This window comes from Nocardia arthritidis NBRC 100137 (genome assembly GCF_001612765.1).
In the GTDB taxonomy this organism is placed as follows: domain Bacteria; phylum Actinomycetota; class Actinomycetes; order Mycobacteriales; family Mycobacteriaceae; genus Nocardia; species Nocardia arthritidis.
On record NZ_BDBB01000013.1, the window covers coordinates 165,984 to 183,033 of the forward strand.

Here is a 17,050-nt window from a genome sequence, read left to right on the forward strand (position 1 = left end):
GTTCGGTCAAAGTTCCCGAAGGAAGGGAGCGGTCACCGACCGCTCGGGTGGCGTTGGCGACCGTGTGCCACCAACGCGCCATCAGGGGTGGCATCCTTTGTCAGCCAGCGGCCGCGGTAGGCAAACGACTGGCGCTTATGACTGCGAGCGCGGAGGGATCGGAAGCCCCTGGCTCGATTGCCAATCCGGCATCAATTCATTGGACGGCAGTGTTTCGTCAATCGCCTTCCGCGCCACCTCGACACCTGCGACCGGCAATCCCTCGGGCTCCAGAAGTCCGATCTGCACCAACAGTGAAGCCTGATCCCAGTAGATGTGCTCATGGTGCAGCTTTCCCCCTCGGAATCCGACGATCGAAACCACGGGAATTTCCACATACTTACCGGTGGGCTGCACCCCGGGCAGCAACCAGGGGATCTCCCGGTCGTGAGTCAGGCACGCGACGAACTCGTCGACGACTCGATTCACGCCTATAGTCCGCGAAATCGGAATGATCCGCTGTTCGGGATTGTGGTGGATGAAGTGATATTCGTAGAACCTGGCCAGCAGATCATATCCGGTTCCACCGGTCAGGGTGGGAACATGGTTGACGTATGGCTCGGACACCATTGTGGCCATCGTCGCTCCGGCATCCTTGGCGGCGAACTCCAACCGGAGATGCTCGTCCCACAGCGCGCTGAGGTCATAATGCGGCCCCATTGCGGATCGCAGAACTTCGATCATGCGGGTGTAGGCCAGCGCGGAAACTCCCCGGTCGAATCCCTCCCGATAGGGATTGGCGAAGGGATGACTCGCACCCGGGTAGACATCGATCGTCACATCGGGATGGCCGGCGACCGCGGTCGTGACCGCCTGCCGCACCTCCTCCGAGCTGTACTGGTCGGCTCCCGCGACCTGCAGTGCAAACGGCACCGAGATGCCCTTCAACTCCGGCAGGTGGTCTTCCAGCTGCGTCGGATAATAACCGACACCGCAGTCGACACGGGTGCGAGCAGCGGTCAGCACCGCAAGAAGTCCGCCCATGCAATACCCGACCACACCCACTTTTCCGGCGTGTTCTGGCCTTGATCGTATGAATTGGACAACTCGCGCTATATCAGCAACCGACCGGTCGAAGTCAAAAGATTGATATAGTTCGAACGCGCGCGGCCGATCGTCTTCACTGTCTTCGAGTTCGATACCGGACTCGACCCGCCAGAAAAGTTCCGGAACGACAACCACATAGCCTTCTTCGGCCAGAAGATCGGCCTGCTCGCGCATGAATCGCGTCACTCCGAATATTTCGTGCAGCAGGACAACGCCGGGGCCGGAGCCATTGGCTGGAGTGGTGATATATCCCCGCAGCGTTCCATCACGAAAATCGGCGATATCAACATATTCGCCCATGGTCATCCCTCTTCCTGTCGTTGTTCTGGAGATGTCAAAGGAAGAAACTCAGGTTCGCGATGGGCTCATCGAGGTTGACCAGCGTGACCTTCTTGCGCTCTATGAGCCAGTCCGCTCCTTCCACGCTGATCGTGTACTCGTACCGCCCGGCGAATGTGTGCTGCTCATGCCGGCGGAGTTCGGTGAGGTTGAAGTTCGCGTAGACGTCCACTTTACCTTCCTCCGGCCTGGTCTCGAATTCGATATTTCCCACTATTCGATTCATCTGGGATGCCGGATCCTGTGCGTGGGCCTGTCCGCTGTTCAGCCTCATCACGCGGCCTTCCAGCGCCTTGCGATCGAGGTAGGCCAGCGCGAGGTGCATTTTCGGATCACTGTTCTCATTGTTGATCGGGATCCAGTATTCCGCCTCCGCTGCCCACAGCTCCAGCCAATCGGAGTAACGCCTCTGATCCAGTATCCGCGCCTCGCGGAAAAGGAAGCTACTGACCTGTTCGAGTGTTGTGGTCATGCTCGTATCACTCCCCGGTTCCGTCGGTCATCACTTCGGTCCAATGGCGGAAAATTCCCCGGACATTTGCTTCATCGGTCACCTGGGAAGTGATCGAACCATTCTCGTGGACGGTTTCCCGGTGCATTCCACGTCCGATGTACATCCAGGGATTCGCCGTCGCCTGGAGGCCGAGCTGAACGCGTTCGAAGACTTCCTGGTCGTCGCTTCCGCCCATACCGGCCGGCGGGAAAAAGCTCTCATGCCCTCGGAGCCGGGCGGTGTTCACTTGTTCCGGCACGCCCTTCAACAATGCGGGCGTGAGAATGACCTCGGTCAGATCGACGCTGATGGGGCGGATTCTGCGGATCATTCCCGACAGCACGCCGAGGTTGGGCCAGACCGCCATATGGGTTCCGCCCGCTACGAGCAGCTCTTCCGTTCGCTCTTCTCCGTACGCTGTTTTCAACGCATTGATGTAGTCACCCTGCGGTCCACCGCCGCGAAGCACCGTATCGCGGACGTGGCCTCCGTGCTTCCGGTTGTACGGACGAATGTCCATCAGTGTGTGGCCGCCGCCGAGACTGACGTTGAGAGCCTCCGAGTTCTCGCTGCTCACCTGACTGATGTCGATGCCCTGCTGCTCCGCGAGGACATCCACCAAGGAGCGGTGCAGCAGATTCACGTGGTAGAAGTCCGCGGTGTTGTCGAGCTGGAACTTCCAGTTTCCCTTGTAGTAGAAGCGGTTGACGCCTCCGGTGCACTCGATTTCGCCCAGGGGTGACAGATCCAGGAACAAGTCGATCTGTTCCTTTACCAGTGGTCCGATGTGGTCATCGAGACTGGGCCCGTCGGGGGCCATACTGGCGAATAGGAATCCTCGATAGGAACCGATACGTGGAGGCCGTGCCAGATCGAATTCCGATTTGTCGAAGTCCGGACCATAGCCGTTCGGGTACGGAACGCCGACCAGCTTGCCCGAGTTCCGGAACGTCCACTGGTGGTAGGGGCAACGGAACGTCCGGCTGTTACCGGACTCTTCCATGCACACCAAAGAGGCGCGGTGAGTGCATCGGTTCATGACAACATGGACTTCGTCATCGGTATCCCGAGACATGATCACCGGTTGCCGCCCGATGTAGCTCGTCCGGAAATCGCCGGGATTCGGTACTTCTCGTTCGTGCCCGATGAAAACCCATCCCTGCTCGAAGATCGTCTCCATCTCGGCTTCGAAGATCTCCGAGTCGGTGTACAAGCGCCCGTGCACACGGTCCGGCAACACTAATTCGGCGACGTCTGCCGCCGCAAGTCTCTTTGCTGTCACGATTGCTCCATGCCTCGTCGATGCCAAAGGGGTCGCGGTCTGCTGATCTATTCCGGGAATTTCGGCCTTTCCCGCCTATTGGTCGCCAACGTACAAGCTGTGCAGTTGCCGCACTATCCGGTCAACGCGCGGACTGTCCAGTGGGCAGGCATGCGGATAGTCGATGCGTTCTCTGGATATTTCCGCGAATGATGGGTCGTTACTGTGGGCACACGCTGCCTGGCTGGAATCGACGATGCCTGGCAAGCGGCGTTCACCGCGCGCCTCGAGCGCCGGACGGACGGTATCCGACGACTACACGGAGATGGTATGAGCCCGAATAGAGAGATCACGATAGTCGGCGCAGGACAATCCGGCCTCCAGCTGGCTATCGGCCTGCTCGCGGCCGGTTTCCGGGTCCGCTTGATCAGCGATCGCACGGGCGCGGAGATCTCCGCCGGGCGCGTGACCTCCAGCCAGTGCATGTTCGACACGGCATTGGGGCATGAGCGCGCGCTCGGTCTCGACTTCTGGGCCGATGCCGTCCCGCCTATCGATGGCATCGCGATGACAATTCTGAATCCGCATGGCACGCCCGTAGCCAATACCAAGGCGATCGAGTGGGCGGCTCGGCTCGGTGCACCCGCTCAGTCGGTCGACCAACGGGTGAAGATGCCGACATTCATGGCGGAGTTCGTCCGCCGCGGGGGCGAACTCGTCATCCACGAAGCCTCGGTCGAAGACCTCGAGCTCTACACCCAGCAGTCGGATCTGGTGATCGTCGCCGCGGGCAAGGGCGCCATCGCCAAGCTGTTCGCGCGTGACGCCCAGCGCTCCTACTTCGACAGCCCCCAGCGCTCGCTCGCTCTGACCTACGTCAACGACATGGCACCCAGGCCGGACCACTCTGCCGTCGGCTACAACATCATTCCCGGCGTCGGTGAGTATTTCACTTTCCCTGCGCTCACGCTCACCGGTCCCTGCGACATCATGGTGTTCGAAGGTATCCCCAACGGCCCCTGGGACTGCTGGGCTGAAGCTCGCACTCCTGAACAGCACTTCGAGACGTCGCGGCGTCTCGTCTCGGAGTTCCTGCCCTGGGAGGCCGAACGTTGCCGAAACGTCTCGTTGACAGATGAACTCGGCGTTCTCGCTGGTCGTTTTCCGCCCACCGTCCGGCGTCCGGTCGCCACACTCGATTCTGGGCGCAAGGTACTGGGCATGGCCGACGTCGTGGTTCTCAATGATCCGCTCACCGGCCAGGGGTCGAACAACGCGAGCAAGTGTGCCGCTATATATCTGGACAGTATCGTCAAGCAGGGTGACCGCCCGTTCGACCAGGAGTTCATGCAGTCCACATTCGAAAGCTTCTGGGAATACGCGCAATTCGTCACAGCGTTCACCAACTCTATGCTCCTGCCTCCGCCGCCGCACGTACTCGAGCTTTTCAAGGCGGCGGAGACATATCCCGAGATCGGACACCGATTCGCCGCCGCCGCCGCTGACAATGCTCGCGACCTCTTCACCTGGTTCACCGACCCGGAACTGGCCCAGGGCTACCTGTCCGGCCTGGTCGCCATGCGGTGACGATAGAGACCTCGCGCGGGAGCGAGGTCTCGCCACCTCGGCACTTCCCAGCGCGAGGGTGCGCTACCGGCGCAATGTCTGTGACGGCGACTCGCCGAAACGGCGCCGATACTCCACCGAGAAGCGTCCCAAATGCATGAAACCCCAGCTCAGCGCGACATCGGTCACGCTGATCCCGGAGGTTGGATCAGCCGCGGTGAGTGCTTCGCGGGCTCGATTCAGCCGTACTTCACGCAGATATGCCATGGGTGAGCAGCCGACGATTCTATGAAAGCCTTGTTGCAGTGCCCGCACGCTGACCCCAGAATCGGCCGCCAGCCTCTCGACCGTCAACGGGAGATCCGGATGTGCTTGGATTCGCTCGAGCACTTCCTTGACATAGCGTGGCGCCGCGGGATTCTGCTCGGCATGCAGCGCCGCGCTGTAGCTGTGGTTCTGCGCGAGTAACAGGCCGCTGAGAACGACAGATTCGACCTGGGAGGCGAACAGCGGATGCTCCAGCAATCCGGTCTCTCGCCTTGCCTCCGTGACCAGCAGGTCCAGTGAGGCTAGCCAGCTTCTGCCCCGCCCGGTCCGCAGGTCCATGGCGAGCCCGAATCGGATGGGGTCGACCACCGGACGTCCGATGAGCGACTGCAACTGACGCTGTAGGTGTTCATCGTCCACCCGGACGATCAGCTGCGTGCAGTCGGGCTCCCACCTCATCGAGCAGATCTCCCGAGGATCCGGGACCGAGGCGATGCCGGGCATCGACACCATCTCGTGCCGACCCGAAGCGATAGCCGCGGTGCCGGTCAGCGGAATCTGAACGATGTGAAACGGTCGTTCAGGAGGGCTTACGTCGATTTGCACGGTAGCGCCGTAGCCGAGATTCATCAGCGTGATCTTGCCGGCGTTGGTTGCGCTCAGGTTCGCATCCAAGCCCGACCGCTCGAGCAGGCCGAGCCGATGGGTGGTCAACACATTCGACACGGCATCCCGAACCCGGTCCAGGTCATCAGTGTGATCCAAGCGTTCGGGCTGCTGCTGCGGCGACGGGTGAGTGGTTGCCATCGTTGCTCTTTCACCCCCAGGTACACAGCGGGGCGATGGGGAATTCTTTCAAGGCTAGCCACAGCGTACCTCTGGTCGACGTCCTTGGCTGGCGTTGACCAGGGCGGTCCAGCTCGATGCCCATGCTAGCCGATGTCAACCGACCCCGGCTCGAATATCGCGAAGCACTTGTTGGAATTGAAGATGTCCGTGACCGCCAGGGTGGACCAGCTCAGTTCCATACCCAGTTCATTCATCGCGCCTGCCAAGCAGAACCAGTTGAGGATCTCATGCTGACCGGCGTCAACGACTTTCCTGCTCGAGATGCTGTTCCAGTAGGTCCAGTCACTGCGCACAAAGGCGTCGTAAAGAAGTTCGTCTGCTGTGGTATCTGGACGCAGGTGCCAATCCTTGTCGTTCAGAAAGGCGTGCGACCAGCTCGACGACGCAACCAGTGCGATCTTGGCGTCCGTCTTCTCCAGCGCCCTGGCTACCGCTGCTCCCAGTGCAAAACAACGAGCCGGCGAGGGCCCTACCGGGTCGAGACGCTCGTCGTTGATATCAGCGAACCGCGCTATTCCACCACGCCGGACAATGGCGTGCTCGCCATAGCAGTTGACCGTGATCGGCAGTATTCTGTATGGAAAATCCCTGCCCGCATTGGCGTAGTCCAGAAACACCTGCGTATTCGCGATTGCATGCGGGAAATGTGCGCCCTTACGCTTTCGATAGGAGTAGGCGATGTCGAAGCCGTCTTCGATGAGATCGCTCGCGAGCTGCCGCGCGCGGTCCTCGTCGCCGCGCAGCGTAAACGTCATGTCACTCGGCATGCCCCACACGTTCGGCATACCGCGCTCATTGATAACCGCGAACGGCTCAACTTCGCTCTCCCCGTAGGCGAGTATGCAGAAAGGTGGTACGACTTCCTCTCGAAAGTTCTCGTACTGGTCGTCACCCCACACCACGACGACATCCGGCTGGAAGTCATCGAGGGCGTTGCGGCAACGCCGCAGGCCATCCAGCAGTTCCTGGCGATGCTCGGCCGCCGCCGTGGCCCCACCGTCTTCTCCCCACTCCCATCGCATCAACTCCGGCCAATTCGACGGATCCTTCTCCTTATCCGGGATATCCGGGTCGGCCAGGGTCCATCGGAGCAGATCCGCCATACGATCGTCGGCAACCATCAGTAGCGGGTAATGGGTCAAACCCAGACCCAGAAATTGCGCCATAGCACTCTCCTAGCAAGTCGGTCGATCCGCGGTTCAGGATTTTTGTTTCGATTTGGCACGGATCTCACGAATCATCGAATCGGCGTTCGACCACCCGATAGCCGCACGCGACTCGGCGTCGAATCGCCCGTCGGCTTCGGCGACGACGGCTGCTGCTGGCGCCTCCCTGGCCGGGAACGGATAGTCGGTGCCGACCATCACGTGGTGTGCGCCGAACCGCTGCACCGCCAGTTCCAGACTCGCGGTGTCATAGGTGAGCGAATCGCAGCGCAGGACGCGGGCAAGTGCAGAAGGCAGCCGATCGGGCGTACATGTTGGATCCTTCATCAGAACCTGCCGATCCAGCCGGGGCAGCAGCCAGGGCAACGTGCCGGCGCCATGCGCCAGACACAGGTGAACCGACGGCCGCCGCCCCAACGCGCCGCTGATCAACAGATCCGCCGCTGCCAGCCCGGTCTCCGACGGCATCCCAACGGCGAATGACAGGCCGAGTTCAGCCAGACGCGTATCGAGGGTTCTATCCGAAGGGTGGATGAACACCAGCGCGCCGAGTTCGGCCGCGGCTGCGAAGAATGGATCGAAGTCCGGATGTGATAACTCCCGCTGCCCGACCTTCGTGCCGATCTCCACGCCGAGGAAACCCAGCTCGGTCATGCAGAAATGAAGCTCTGCCACCGCCGCATCTGGGTCCTGCATCGGAACTGCCCCAAGGGCGCACAACCGATCCGGAAATGTGCTGGTCATCTGTGCGAGGAAGTCGTTCTGCATCTTCGCCAACGCGATTGCGCCCTGTGCGGGGGCGTCATGACAGAACGTGATCGGAGTCGGCGAGATCACCTGTACTGCGACATCCTCGGCGTCCATGTCCGCGATCCTGCGCTGCGCCGACCAGCATCGATCATCGATCCAGCGATATGGATCTCCGCCGACCCGGATCTGAGCGCTCGTATCGCTGTGCTGCTCGACCGACGGCCAATGACCCCATGGATATTGCGCCTCCAGATCCGGAAGCGACGGCGCGATCGCGTGAGTGTGGATGTCGAAATACCGGGGTGCTGCCGACCCTTCGGATCCGACGTCGAGGCACGGTTGAAATCTCACCTTCGTCTTCCACCTTCTACGCGACTTCGCTGCCGATCAGGACCGAGACGCAGCGCGCTCGACGACCATGCGCGAGGCGCATTCTTGAAAAGAGGGATGGCATCCATCGCGAACCAGCCTGGCGCCACTGTCACCTCCAGGGACGGGCCGGCTCAATTTTTCGGCCCGCATCTCCAGCGAGTGTCGTAGCGTGAAGTTGTCACCGCGCGCGGAACAATCGTTCACATGGCAGGCGCGGCAAGACTCGCACGTCCTGTACCGGGCTGCATACCAATTCGATGGTGCACCAGCGTGTATGCCTCCAGTCGTGAATCAGCGCACCTACCGCCGATGCGCTCGCTGCGTAGTCGAAGGCTGTACCGGCCAACCAAATCCGCAGGTGAAGGTGCGCTTCACCGGCTGGCGGCGGGAGCAGTTCGGCCGTCACGTTCCTTGTCTTTCAGCGCCACCCGGGAAAGTGTGACCTATCCTCACGCGGCAAGGCATCGCCTGTCGCGCTCAGCTCGTTCCATGATCGCGTACCCGGTACTGGTCAGCTCCGCGGCGACGAGGTCGCCGATCCGGCCAGGACATGCCGGGCGAACCAGCCCCGCGTGCGCCAAACCATGCGCGGTCCATTGATCGGTGACCGCCACACCGTCCACGAACATGTCCGGCTCGCAGCTCAGCGCAAGCTCGACCCGGCCGGCGTGCGCCGCTCGCAGCAAGGCCAGAGCTCGGCGGCTGAGGTCTACGGGGGATGGGGAACTGTGGTCTGACATGATCTCTTGCCGTTCGATTGCTCGTAACATGTGCCTTTCCGGACATCACTCAATCTATGTGCGCGGCAACGCGGCCGATACCCGGAAAGCGCACCGCTTATCCGCTTTACGCACGCTCACACAGGAGCACACCTTCTTCCGATCACGATGGTCTCTTGTGACGAATGCGGAAAATCACTGACTGCTGGTGACGCGCTGCTCAGCGCGCTGTCAGCGGTGCTGAGCCGTGGCGGAGCAGAGCCCAACGGCCGGGCTTGCGAGAACATGATTCGATCACCGTTCGACTACGCCATGGTCAGCCACATCACCGCCGGCTCAGCGGATGCGAGGCGAGCTGAGCTTGCGGCGGCGAAGTTCGGCTGAATCGCATCCAAACGCTCAGTCGGACGGCCGCCGATCTGGCGTCAACGCCCGGCACCCACGTTACGAAGAGACCTACCATCGGCCCTGTCCCCATCAGCGGTCCGTCGACGCCACCACCAGCCCGGCGACGCCACCCCCCCGGGTCATTCGAAAGACAGGGGCAAAGAAGTCATACCGAGCCTGGCGACCGTGGGCCCGATCTCGGTGGAAGCTGCAGGACGGGGTGCCGATCTTCGCCGTGTGCCGCGACGCCGGACACGAATCGGTGACTACAACCGATCCCCGTAGTTTTCTGGGCCGTGTTCCGCGAGATGGACGCACCGGTGCACGGCACACTGTGGGGGTGTTGCACCTGCGAATTATGGCTCCGGCCGGAATGACCGACGACGTGATCCAGGTCCTCGAGCAAGATGACGCAGTCAGTGGCCTGGCGGTCATGCGTGGTGCTGCGCTGCGGCCCAGCGGCGATGTGGTGCTGGCCGACGTGGCGCGGGAAGCGACCAACGACTTGATCGAGCAATTGCGTGCGATCGGGTTGCACCGTGCGGGGAGCATCGAGATCCAACCGGTGCGTACCTGGCTGTCGCGCAGCGGATTCGATTGCGAGGTACGTACGCCGGGCAGCAGCGCAGACGCTGTGGTCTGGGCGGATGTCGCTCAGCGCTCGTATGAAGAAACCGAGCTGAACTGGACCTATCTGAGCTTCATGACCTTAGCGACGATTATCGCGGTGATCGCGATCGTGCTGGATTCTCAGATCTTGGTCATTGGGGCGATGGTCCTCGGGCCGGAATTCGGGGCGATCGCCGCGCTCGGAGTCGCTCTGGTGCGCCGCCGGTTCGCTTTGCTCTGGCTCGCTGTGCGCACGCTGCTGCTCGGCTTCGTCATTGCGATCGTCGTAACATTCACACTCGCCTTGCTCGGTCGCGCACTGGGCTGGATCACCGTGGACGCCGTGACCGGCCCACGCCCGGGTACCGCGTTCATCTACACGCCGGACAAGTGGTCATTCATCGTCGCCGTCGTGGCGGCCGCTGCCGGAGTGCTCGCGCTGACCTCTGACAAAGCCGGCGGAATGGCGGGTGTTTTCATCTCGGTGACGACCGTGCCCGCCGCGGGCAACATCGCACTCGGCGCCGCCTTCGGAGTCGGGTCGGCGATATGGGGCAGCACCCTGCAACTGGCGGTGAACCTGGCCGGGATGGCGTTGGCAGGCTGGGCCACCTTGGCGGTCCAGCAGACGGTGTGGTCACGGGTGTCCGTGCGCCGTGCAAAGGCGATGACAAGACCACGCCGGATGCTGTAGCGCACGCGATCAGTCAGGATGACCGTTAAAAGAATCTTCGTTGCCGACGCCGATAACCATGTGAGCGCCCAGATCGCCGCGGGAACCCTACGGCCACGCGCGGGAGGAAGACCCTCACTACGGGGTGGCAAATGGCGGGATCGCTCGCGATCATCGAGCATTTCGTGAAGCCCGATACCAGCCGTCGTCACTGTTCTCGAGAGCAGCGCTGGCGAGGATTGTGCTACCCGCGACCAATCGTTACTGACTGTGAGCGAGTCGGGGCCGCTACTTGAACAACCTCCGGACCCAGAGATCGCTGAAGTTTGACGAATCCTTATCGGTGTAAGCCTCTGTTCGTTAACGGAATCCATACGACTGAACTCTTAGGCTGAAAATTGTGCACTCCACTCCTTGGCAGAACAGAGAAACGCGACGCGAGCAGGGCGATTCGGCTGGCGGGATACAACGGCGGCGATGGGGTGACACGCGGATACAAGTTGCCCTCGTGGGCAGACAGCTGAGGGTCGTGGTGCTCGGAAACTGGGTCTACTGGTCTGCCGCGGTCGGCTGCACGATCACGTTTGCCCTGCTGTTCCAGCCGTGGCTGACCACAGGAACAGGCGGCACGGACGGTGTCATCCAAGCGAACGCCTTCGGCCGGATTCACGTGACTACCTCTTGGGTAGATCTCTGGGCGCAGAAGTCCGTGCCCGATCCGAAAGCCAGCGGCATGTGGGGCATCCTCACAAGCGTCGCGATCGTCATCGCTGTATGCAGCGTGGCGGTAAACAGCGTGGCCCGCACCGAGGCGCTCACCCGCCTCGTGATCGTCGCCACGGTTTGCGTGTCGATTTTCACGATTGCCACCGCGCTCTACCTGAATAGTAAGGGCGATGAACTGACGCGAGTGGTTTCGTATGAGACGGCCCGCGATCCTGGTACCCAGGTCGGATTGCTGATCCGATGGGCGAAAGGACATGACAACTATCCGGCGCCTGGGTTTCGCCAAGTGGCATACTCCACCCACAGTCTCATTTGGCCTGCGATAGCCGCCGTCGGTGTTTCGCTGCTTTCCGCTATAGCTGTTATCGCGCAGTGGACCAGAGGCACAACAGTATCCCGCAGAGAAAGGGGGCGAATTACTCGGCGAACGGAATGTGCATAACCCGTGAAAGGACAGAAACAGAAACCGTCGAGAGTGATCCGTCGCGGCCTACCAGAGCGGCCGTGCGAAGGTCGCCGATGAGCGCGTAGTCTTCGATGCGCATCAGCGGCCCGGCTACCGGTCGGTGGGATCGCTCATGGGACCAAGATGATCTTGCCCTGGGACGCGGTGCTCTGCAGGACCTCGTGTGCGCGGCGGGCATCGGTCATAGGCATGCGCTCGGCGACCACCGGATGGACTCGTCCCTCGCGCAGCAGCCGGATCAGTTCGGACAGGTCGTCGCGGAACCAGTCGGGGTGGCGGTCGCGCAATTTCGCGATCCGATAGGTCGTCACTCGCCGGGAAGGCGAGATCAGCCCCGCCGTCATCGCGGCCGCCCCCGCCCCGTAGAACTTCGTCATGCCGAGCCGGCTGCGTCGGCCTCGCGCGAGGGTGGAGTAGTGCCCGAAGAGAACCAGCCTGCCTCCGCGCCGCAACGCCCGGTAGGAGCGCAAGGACACCGGGCCGCCGATGCCGTCGAACGCGACATCGACTCCGCCGCCGTTCAGGGCGCGCACGCGCGTCAGGAAGTCTTCGGTGGTGTAGTCGATCGGTACGCCGCCGAGTCGCTGCACCAATGCGCAGTCCGATGTCGCGGCCGTTCCGTAGACGCGAAGGCCCGCAGGCTCGGCGAGTTCCAGCAGCGCGACTCCTACCCGTCCCGCCGCTCCGTGATAGAGCGCGGTTTCCCCAGGCTCTGCCCTCGCCGCGCGGTGAATGAGCTGGTAGGCGGTCATGTACGGGAAGATCACGCTCACGAGCGTCGCCGGGTCGACATCGTCGGGAACCTTGATCGCGAGGGACTCTCGCACGCAGACCATCTCCGCGTATCCGCCCCACACGACGAGCGCCGCCACATGGTCTCCGGGCTGGAGTGTCGAGCATCCCGGCCCCACCCGCTGGACTATCCCCGCGAACTCGTAACCGGGGGTGAACGGCGGCTTCGGTCCACCCGGATAAGTCCCGGCCCGAAGCAGGCTGTCGGTGAACGAAACGCCCGAAGCCAGCACGCGGACGCAAACCTCGCCGTGACCCGGCACGGGCTCGTCTTCCTCGACAAGGGTGAGAACTTCCGGACCGCCGTAATGGGGAACAACGACACGCTTCATGTCCGCATGCGCCCTTCTGTCGTCGGCATCATCCACTCCTCTTCGTGTGGGAAGGGAGCAGGAGCAGCCGGTGACTCCATTGCTCAATACGACACCGCGACGAGTGCACCGGGACAGGGGCGAACGGTCGGCGCCATGGAGTCTTTTGCCCCTTCGCAGCATCGCCTGGTGGCCTTCGAGCAGCCGCTCGATCGATCAGGCAGGCGAGGAAGCGGCGCCGGATCGGAGCCAGACGCGGCCCACACGGGAAGTTCCTTATCGAACTCGGCAGCCGCATGACCGTCACTCGATCAGCGGATGTCGCTCACCCGCTCAGGGCAGGCCGGCGACCAGCAGCAGCATCGCCGCGGTGGTCAGCAGCACGGGGCAGATCTTGAACCAGACGACGCGCGTGCGGGCGCCGGTGAAGGCTGTCAGCACTGCCAGGACGAGCAATGCTCCAGCGGTGACGCGATAGGTCCAGTGGGCGGCGGACGTCCCGCTGCCCACCGCGGTCACCACGATGACCAGCGTGGCGAATGACCACATGGTCACGGCTTCGGCCAGCCATTCCTGAGCCGGCACCCGGCGGTTGTCGGCGGAGATCCCTTGGAACCCGGCGATGACGGCCCGCGTGGGAATCGCGTGCGCGACCCCCCATAGCCCGACCAATCCCGCAGCGACGTAGGCGAGAACCTCTTCCATAAGGCCATGGTCCGATCGTCGCCCGATGCGGGGTAGGGGACTTCGTCCCGATTGACATCGCCGAGGACTTCGTCCCGATTGACATCGCCGAGGACTTCGTCCCGATTGACATCGCCGGCGCCGACCGGGCAGCCACCGCGAGATGACCGTACCGGCTCACAGTGACCGTTCACGGACGATCCGCGCGATGTCGATGCGACGGACTTGGCGAAGCGATGGGAATTGGACGAGGAGAGCAGCAGCGAAGACGGCGGCCGCCACCAGCGGTGGTGTGGTCGCGCGCATCGCGAGATCGAGGTGGGCGCCTTGGTTCTCGTAGGTGGACAGCAGCCAGCGGGCGAGCAGAATCCCACATCCGACGCCGACGGGTATTCCGATGAGGGCGAGGGCGAGGTTCTCGGTAGCGATCAGGCGCGACAGCATGCCCGAGCGCATACCGGCAGCGCGCAGGGCGCCGAGTTCGCCGAGTCGTTCCCCGATATTGGCCGACATCGCGTTGAACAGCAGTGCGGCGGCCATGATCGCGGCGAAGAGGAGCAGGACGCCGACCACCGCGTTGTACATGGCGAACGCTTGTCGCATGGCCGAGGCCAGGGTGGCGGTCGATAGATAGGCGACCGCGCCGGGTATTGCGGTGAGCCGGTCGGCGACGGCTTGCTCGTCGGTCACGCCGGGCCGAAGTCTCACCAGTACCCCGGTGTCGGGAACGGGTCCGACGGTCTGCCGCAGAAAGTCGGTAGAGACGTATGCGACCGGTGATAGTGGTTCGTCGACGAACCCGGTCACCGGCGCGGTGAAGCGCTGCCCGGTCGCGGTATCGGAGATTTCGACCGTGTCGCCGACGGCGAGGCCCAGTGTGCTCCGCAGTCCGGAGCCCAGCAGTAGACCATGGTCGGAAAGCTGGTTCGACCCGGATTTCGCGGTGAAGCGGTGCATCTGGGTCGAGGCGGGCAGGCTGATCACTAGGGTGTCGTAGTGCCGTCCTCCGGTGGAGAGGACGACGTCGTAGCGGCCGACGGGTTCGGCCGCGGCGACATCGGGGTCTTGCCGAACACGTGTCAGCACGGAGTCGGTCGTGCCGGGGGCGGTGGCGATCTCGCCGTCTTGCAACGCGACGTGGCCGTATTGGCGATCGATCAACGTGATGACGGTGTCGCGGAGTCCGGCGAACACCATGACCAGGCTCATCGAGACAGCCACGCCGATCACGGTGAAGATGGCGCGGCGGCGGTTGCGCAGAACGGCTCGCAGCGTCATCCGCCAGCGTGCCGGCGTGCGATTCAGCAGCGGCAGGGCGCGTTCGATGATACTGCGGCCGCCGCGGCGCGCGGGTGGGGCGATGCGCATGGCTTCGGCGGGCCGCATACGTGCCGCGGCGCGTGCCGGTGCCCACGCCGCCACCGCGGTGGCGGCCAGCACCGCGGCTGTCGCGGTCAGCAAGGTGGTCGGGTGCAGCGCCGTGACGTGCAGCGGTAGACCGAGTGCCTGGGTGTAGCGGGTGGTGATCCAGCCACCGAGCAGATAGCCGCCGGCTAGCCCGGGGGCGATACTCAGAAGTGCGCAGGCCAATCCATACCCGAGGTAGTGCCTGCGCAGCAGACCGGGTGAGAAGCCGTTGGCCACCAGGGTTCCGATGATCGCGCGCTGGGCTGCCACCACGCGTGACAGCAGCACGTAGGTGCCGAGTACGGCTGCGGCCAGAAACAGCCAGGGCAGCATGTTGGCGAAGGTGCCGAATGCGTTTACGTCATCCTGCAGGGCTCGATACGACGGCTGTTGATCGCGGGGGAGCACCTGCAGCCCGGCGGCGAGGGCCAGTTGTTCGGCCGAGGCCACCAGCTCGGGTGCCGCTGAGCGGTCGCCGGCGTACAGCACGATCTGTTCGGTGGGGTCCGGCAGTGTCCGGGCGAGGTCTTCGTCCGGGACGAACACGACTCCGAAGTGCTCCGGCGTTGTCATGATCTCCTGGCTGGAGCGGGCGGGCCAGAAGTATTCGGCCGACAGCGCCGAACCCGCGACACGCACCGGTTGCCAGCCGCGAGCGCTCAACAGGTCGACGGTATCGCCCGGGTGGAGGTCGTAGTGGTCGGCGAGATGTTGTTCGACTACCAGCTCTCCGGCAGACGGCAGCGCACCCGACCGAATCGCCAGGCGGGAAACGAGAGGTTGTCCGGTGTCGGGGACACCGACCGCCCGGCCGAGAAAAGCGCGCCCGTGAATGCGGATGCCGATGTCGGCCTGGTGGCGCACCTCGACCATCGGCTCGCCGGGTAGTCGCTGGATTGCCGCGGCCAGCTCGGCGGCGCCCGGTCCGGCGACGATCGCGTCGGGAAGACGTTGGGTATTGTAGGCGCGGGCGAAGGATTGGTCGAGATTTCGGTAAGCATCGGTCGCCGCGACGAACACCGCCACTCCGATGGAGAGAATCGCGGCGATGGCAAGGAACTGCCAGCGTTGCCGCCAGAGGTCGCGCCGTAATTTGCGCGACAGTATTCGGCTCACCATTGCAGCTCCGATGCCTCGATCGGATGGGGCACCGATTCCGATCGGCTGATCGCACCCGAGCGCAGCCACAGCACACGGTCGGCCATGCGGGCGATCTCGGAGTTGTGGGTCACCAGCAGGACCGTGTGGTGGCCCTCGCGAGCCAGATCACGCAGCACGGCCAGGACCTGCCTGCCGGTGGTGAGGTCGAGGCTGCCGGTGGGCTCGTCGCACAGCAGTAACGGCGGCTCCTTCACAATCGCTCGCGCGATGGCCACCCGCTGTTGCTGACCGCCCGACAGTTGTCCCGGGAATCGATCGGCGACGTCGCCGACACCGACCAGTTCCAGCGCCGCCCGGCTGCGGGCGGCGGCATCGGGCCCGGTCAGCTCCGCCAAGATCTCTACGTTCTCTCGCGCGGTCAGGGTAGGGACCAGATTGAAGAACTGGAAGACGAATCCCACCCGCTCGCGCCGAAAGTCGGTGCGCTGCTTGTCGTCGAGAGAACCGATATCCAGGCCGGCGACCTCGATGACGCCGGTGGATGGCTCCTCGATCCCGCCGATGAGATTCAGCAACGTCGTCTTGCCTGATCCCGACGGCCCCAGCAAAACCACGAACTCACCGGGTCGCACCTGCAGGTCCACATCTCGCAGCGCGACGACCCGCGCGGCCGCCGCGCCGTAGGTCTTGCCCACCTGCACCATCCGCAACGCCGGAGCCCCCGACGACGCGGCCGCCTCCGCAGCGATAACCGGATCGACACGACCGTATCGGCTCATTCCCTCAGCGTCGCGACTCCGCCGCGACGTGAGAAGGGCCGGTTGTCACAGATGGCGACGACGATTGGATAGCGGTACCACCTCGCGCATCGCTGGAGAACGCGCAGAGCGAAAGGTACCGCTTTCGGTGTCGCGGTCAGCGGCGCTAACGCCGCAACGGCTGGCGTTATGCCACCAAATGGTTCTCGATCCGCATTTCAGGGCGTTTCCGACACAGGACACACCTTCACATGCTCACACCACGCCC

The 17,050-nt window shown here is 63.3% G+C and carries 14 protein-coding genes; 3 read left to right on the forward strand and 11 right to left on the reverse strand.

All coding sequences use genetic code 11. The annotated features are described in order from the left end of the window. Window positions 1–135: 135 nt before the first annotated feature. Genes NA8_RS11585 through NA8_RS11595 form a run of 3 tightly spaced genes read right to left on the reverse strand, consistent with a single transcriptional unit; the run spans window position 136 to window position 3,200 of the window. Window positions 136–1,392, reverse strand: coding sequence for a dienelactone hydrolase family protein (locus tag NA8_RS11585; RefSeq protein WP_245663783.1), 1,257 nt, complete (start codon window positions 1,390–1,392; stop codon window positions 136–138). A 28-nt stretch (window positions 1,393–1,420) separates the two neighbouring features. Continuing rightward, a complete protein-coding gene (locus NA8_RS11590) occupies window positions 1,421–1,897 on the reverse strand; it encodes an aromatic-ring-hydroxylating dioxygenase subunit beta (protein ID WP_063050367.1) in 477 nt (158 codons plus the stop codon). A gap of 7 nt (window positions 1,898–1,904) precedes the next feature. After that, window positions 1,905–3,200: an aromatic ring-hydroxylating oxygenase subunit alpha gene (locus tag NA8_RS11595; protein WP_157106647.1), complete on the reverse strand. Its 1,296-nt coding sequence runs from the start codon at window positions 3,198–3,200 to the stop codon at window positions 1,905–1,907. A 309-nt stretch (window positions 3,201–3,509) separates the two neighbouring features. On the opposite strand from NA8_RS11595, the gene NA8_RS11600 reads away from it, so the two are divergent. After that, entirely contained in the window at window positions 3,510–4,766 is a 1,257-nt protein-coding gene (locus NA8_RS11600; RefSeq protein ID WP_063050369.1) for a styrene monooxygenase/indole monooxygenase family protein, read from the forward strand. A 63-nt stretch (window positions 4,767–4,829) separates the two neighbouring features. Here NA8_RS11600 and NA8_RS11605 read toward each other — a convergent pair whose 3' ends face one another. The 4 genes from NA8_RS11605 to NA8_RS11620 all read right to left on the reverse strand — a co-directional run bounded on the left by NA8_RS11605 (window position 4,830) and on the right by NA8_RS11620 (window position 8,889). Then, entirely contained in the window at window positions 4,830–5,819 is a 990-nt protein-coding gene (locus tag NA8_RS11605) for an AraC family transcriptional regulator (RefSeq protein WP_063050370.1), read from the reverse strand. A gap of 125 nt (window positions 5,820–5,944) precedes the next feature. Continuing rightward, window positions 5,945–7,027 (reverse strand): DODA-type extradiol aromatic ring-opening family dioxygenase, encoded by a 1,083-nt coding sequence (locus tag NA8_RS11610; RefSeq protein WP_063050371.1) that lies wholly within the window; start codon window positions 7,025–7,027, stop codon window positions 5,945–5,947. A 33-nt stretch (window positions 7,028–7,060) separates the two neighbouring features. Next, window positions 7,061–8,128, reverse strand: coding sequence for an amidohydrolase family protein (locus NA8_RS11615; RefSeq protein WP_063050372.1), 1,068 nt, complete (start codon window positions 8,126–8,128; stop codon window positions 7,061–7,063). Between the two features lie 470 nt (window positions 8,129–8,598). After that, window positions 8,599–8,889, reverse strand: coding sequence for a hypothetical protein (locus NA8_RS11620; protein WP_063050373.1), 291 nt, complete (start codon window positions 8,887–8,889; stop codon window positions 8,599–8,601). A 601-nt stretch (window positions 8,890–9,490) separates the two neighbouring features. On the opposite strand from NA8_RS11620, the gene NA8_RS11625 reads away from it, so the two are divergent. Together NA8_RS11625 and NA8_RS33710 are read left to right on the forward strand one after the other, a co-directional pair. Beyond that, window positions 9,491–10,558, forward strand: a complete 1,068-nt coding sequence (locus tag NA8_RS11625) for a DUF389 domain-containing protein (RefSeq protein ID WP_245663784.1) — start codon at window positions 9,491–9,493, stop codon at window positions 10,556–10,558. 487 nt (window positions 10,559–11,045) lie between these two features. After that, window positions 11,046–11,705, forward strand: a complete 660-nt coding sequence (locus NA8_RS33710) for a hypothetical protein (protein ID WP_157106648.1) — start codon at window positions 11,046–11,048, stop codon at window positions 11,703–11,705. Window positions 11,706–11,839: 134 nt separating this feature from the next. On the opposite strand, the gene NA8_RS11635 is transcribed toward NA8_RS33710, so the two are convergent. From NA8_RS11635 to NA8_RS11650, 4 genes are all read right to left on the reverse strand, one after another. After that, window positions 11,840–12,853 carry a medium chain dehydrogenase/reductase family protein gene (locus tag NA8_RS11635; RefSeq protein ID WP_063050376.1) on the reverse strand — a complete coding sequence of 338 codons (1,014 nt, stop codon included), beginning with the start codon at window positions 12,851–12,853 and terminating at the stop codon, window positions 11,840–11,842. Between the two features lie 312 nt (window positions 12,854–13,165). Further along, the gene (locus tag NA8_RS11640; RefSeq protein WP_063050377.1) at window positions 13,166–13,537 is read right to left on the reverse strand and encodes a hypothetical protein; all 372 of its coding nucleotides are present in this window, start codon (window positions 13,535–13,537) and stop codon (window positions 13,166–13,168) included. A 156-nt stretch (window positions 13,538–13,693) separates the two neighbouring features. Continuing rightward, complete coding sequence (locus NA8_RS11645) at window positions 13,694–16,042, reverse strand: FtsX-like permease family protein (protein WP_063050378.1); 2,349 nt, start codon at window positions 16,040–16,042, stop codon at window positions 13,694–13,696. Continuing rightward, window positions 16,036–16,803 carry an ABC transporter ATP-binding protein gene (locus NA8_RS11650; RefSeq protein ID WP_084466703.1) on the reverse strand — a complete coding sequence of 256 codons (768 nt, stop codon included), beginning with the start codon at window positions 16,801–16,803 and terminating at the stop codon, window positions 16,036–16,038. The genes NA8_RS11645 and NA8_RS11650 overlap by 7 nt, the downstream gene beginning before the upstream one ends. Window positions 16,804–17,050 lie beyond the last annotated feature (247 nt).

Bases quoted from the DNA above. Each gene is read 5' to 3' on its own strand.
- NA8_RS11605 (WP_063050370.1), bottom strand. From the start codon at position 5,819: ATGGCAACCACTCACCCGTCGCCGCAGCAGCAGCCCGAACGCTTGGAT.
- NA8_RS11640 (WP_063050377.1), bottom strand. From the start codon at position 13,537: ATGGAAGAGGTTCTCGCCTACGTCGCTGCGGGATTGGTCGGGCTATGG.
- NA8_RS11645 (WP_063050378.1), bottom strand. From the start codon at position 16,042: ATGGTGAGCCGAATACTGTCGCGCAAATTACGGCGCGACCTCTGGCGG.
- NA8_RS11585 (WP_245663783.1), bottom strand. From the start codon at position 1,392: ATGACCATGGGCGAATATGTTGATATCGCCGATTTTCGTGATGGAACG.
- NA8_RS11600 (WP_063050369.1), top strand. From the start codon at position 3,510: ATGAGCCCGAATAGAGAGATCACGATAGTCGGCGCAGGACAATCCGGC.
- NA8_RS11610 (WP_063050371.1), bottom strand. From the start codon at position 7,027: ATGGCGCAATTTCTGGGTCTGGGTTTGACCCATTACCCGCTACTGATG.
- NA8_RS11620 (WP_063050373.1), bottom strand. From the start codon at position 8,889: ATGTCAGACCACAGTTCCCCATCCCCCGTAGACCTCAGCCGCCGAGCT.
- NA8_RS11650 (WP_084466703.1), bottom strand. From the start codon at position 16,803: ATGAGCCGATACGGTCGTGTCGATCCGGTTATCGCTGCGGAGGCGGCC.
- NA8_RS11590 (WP_063050367.1), bottom strand. From the start codon at position 1,897: ATGACCACAACACTCGAACAGGTCAGTAGCTTCCTTTTCCGCGAGGCG.
- NA8_RS11635 (WP_063050376.1), bottom strand. From the start codon at position 12,853: ATGAAGCGTGTCGTTGTTCCCCATTACGGCGGTCCGGAAGTTCTCACC.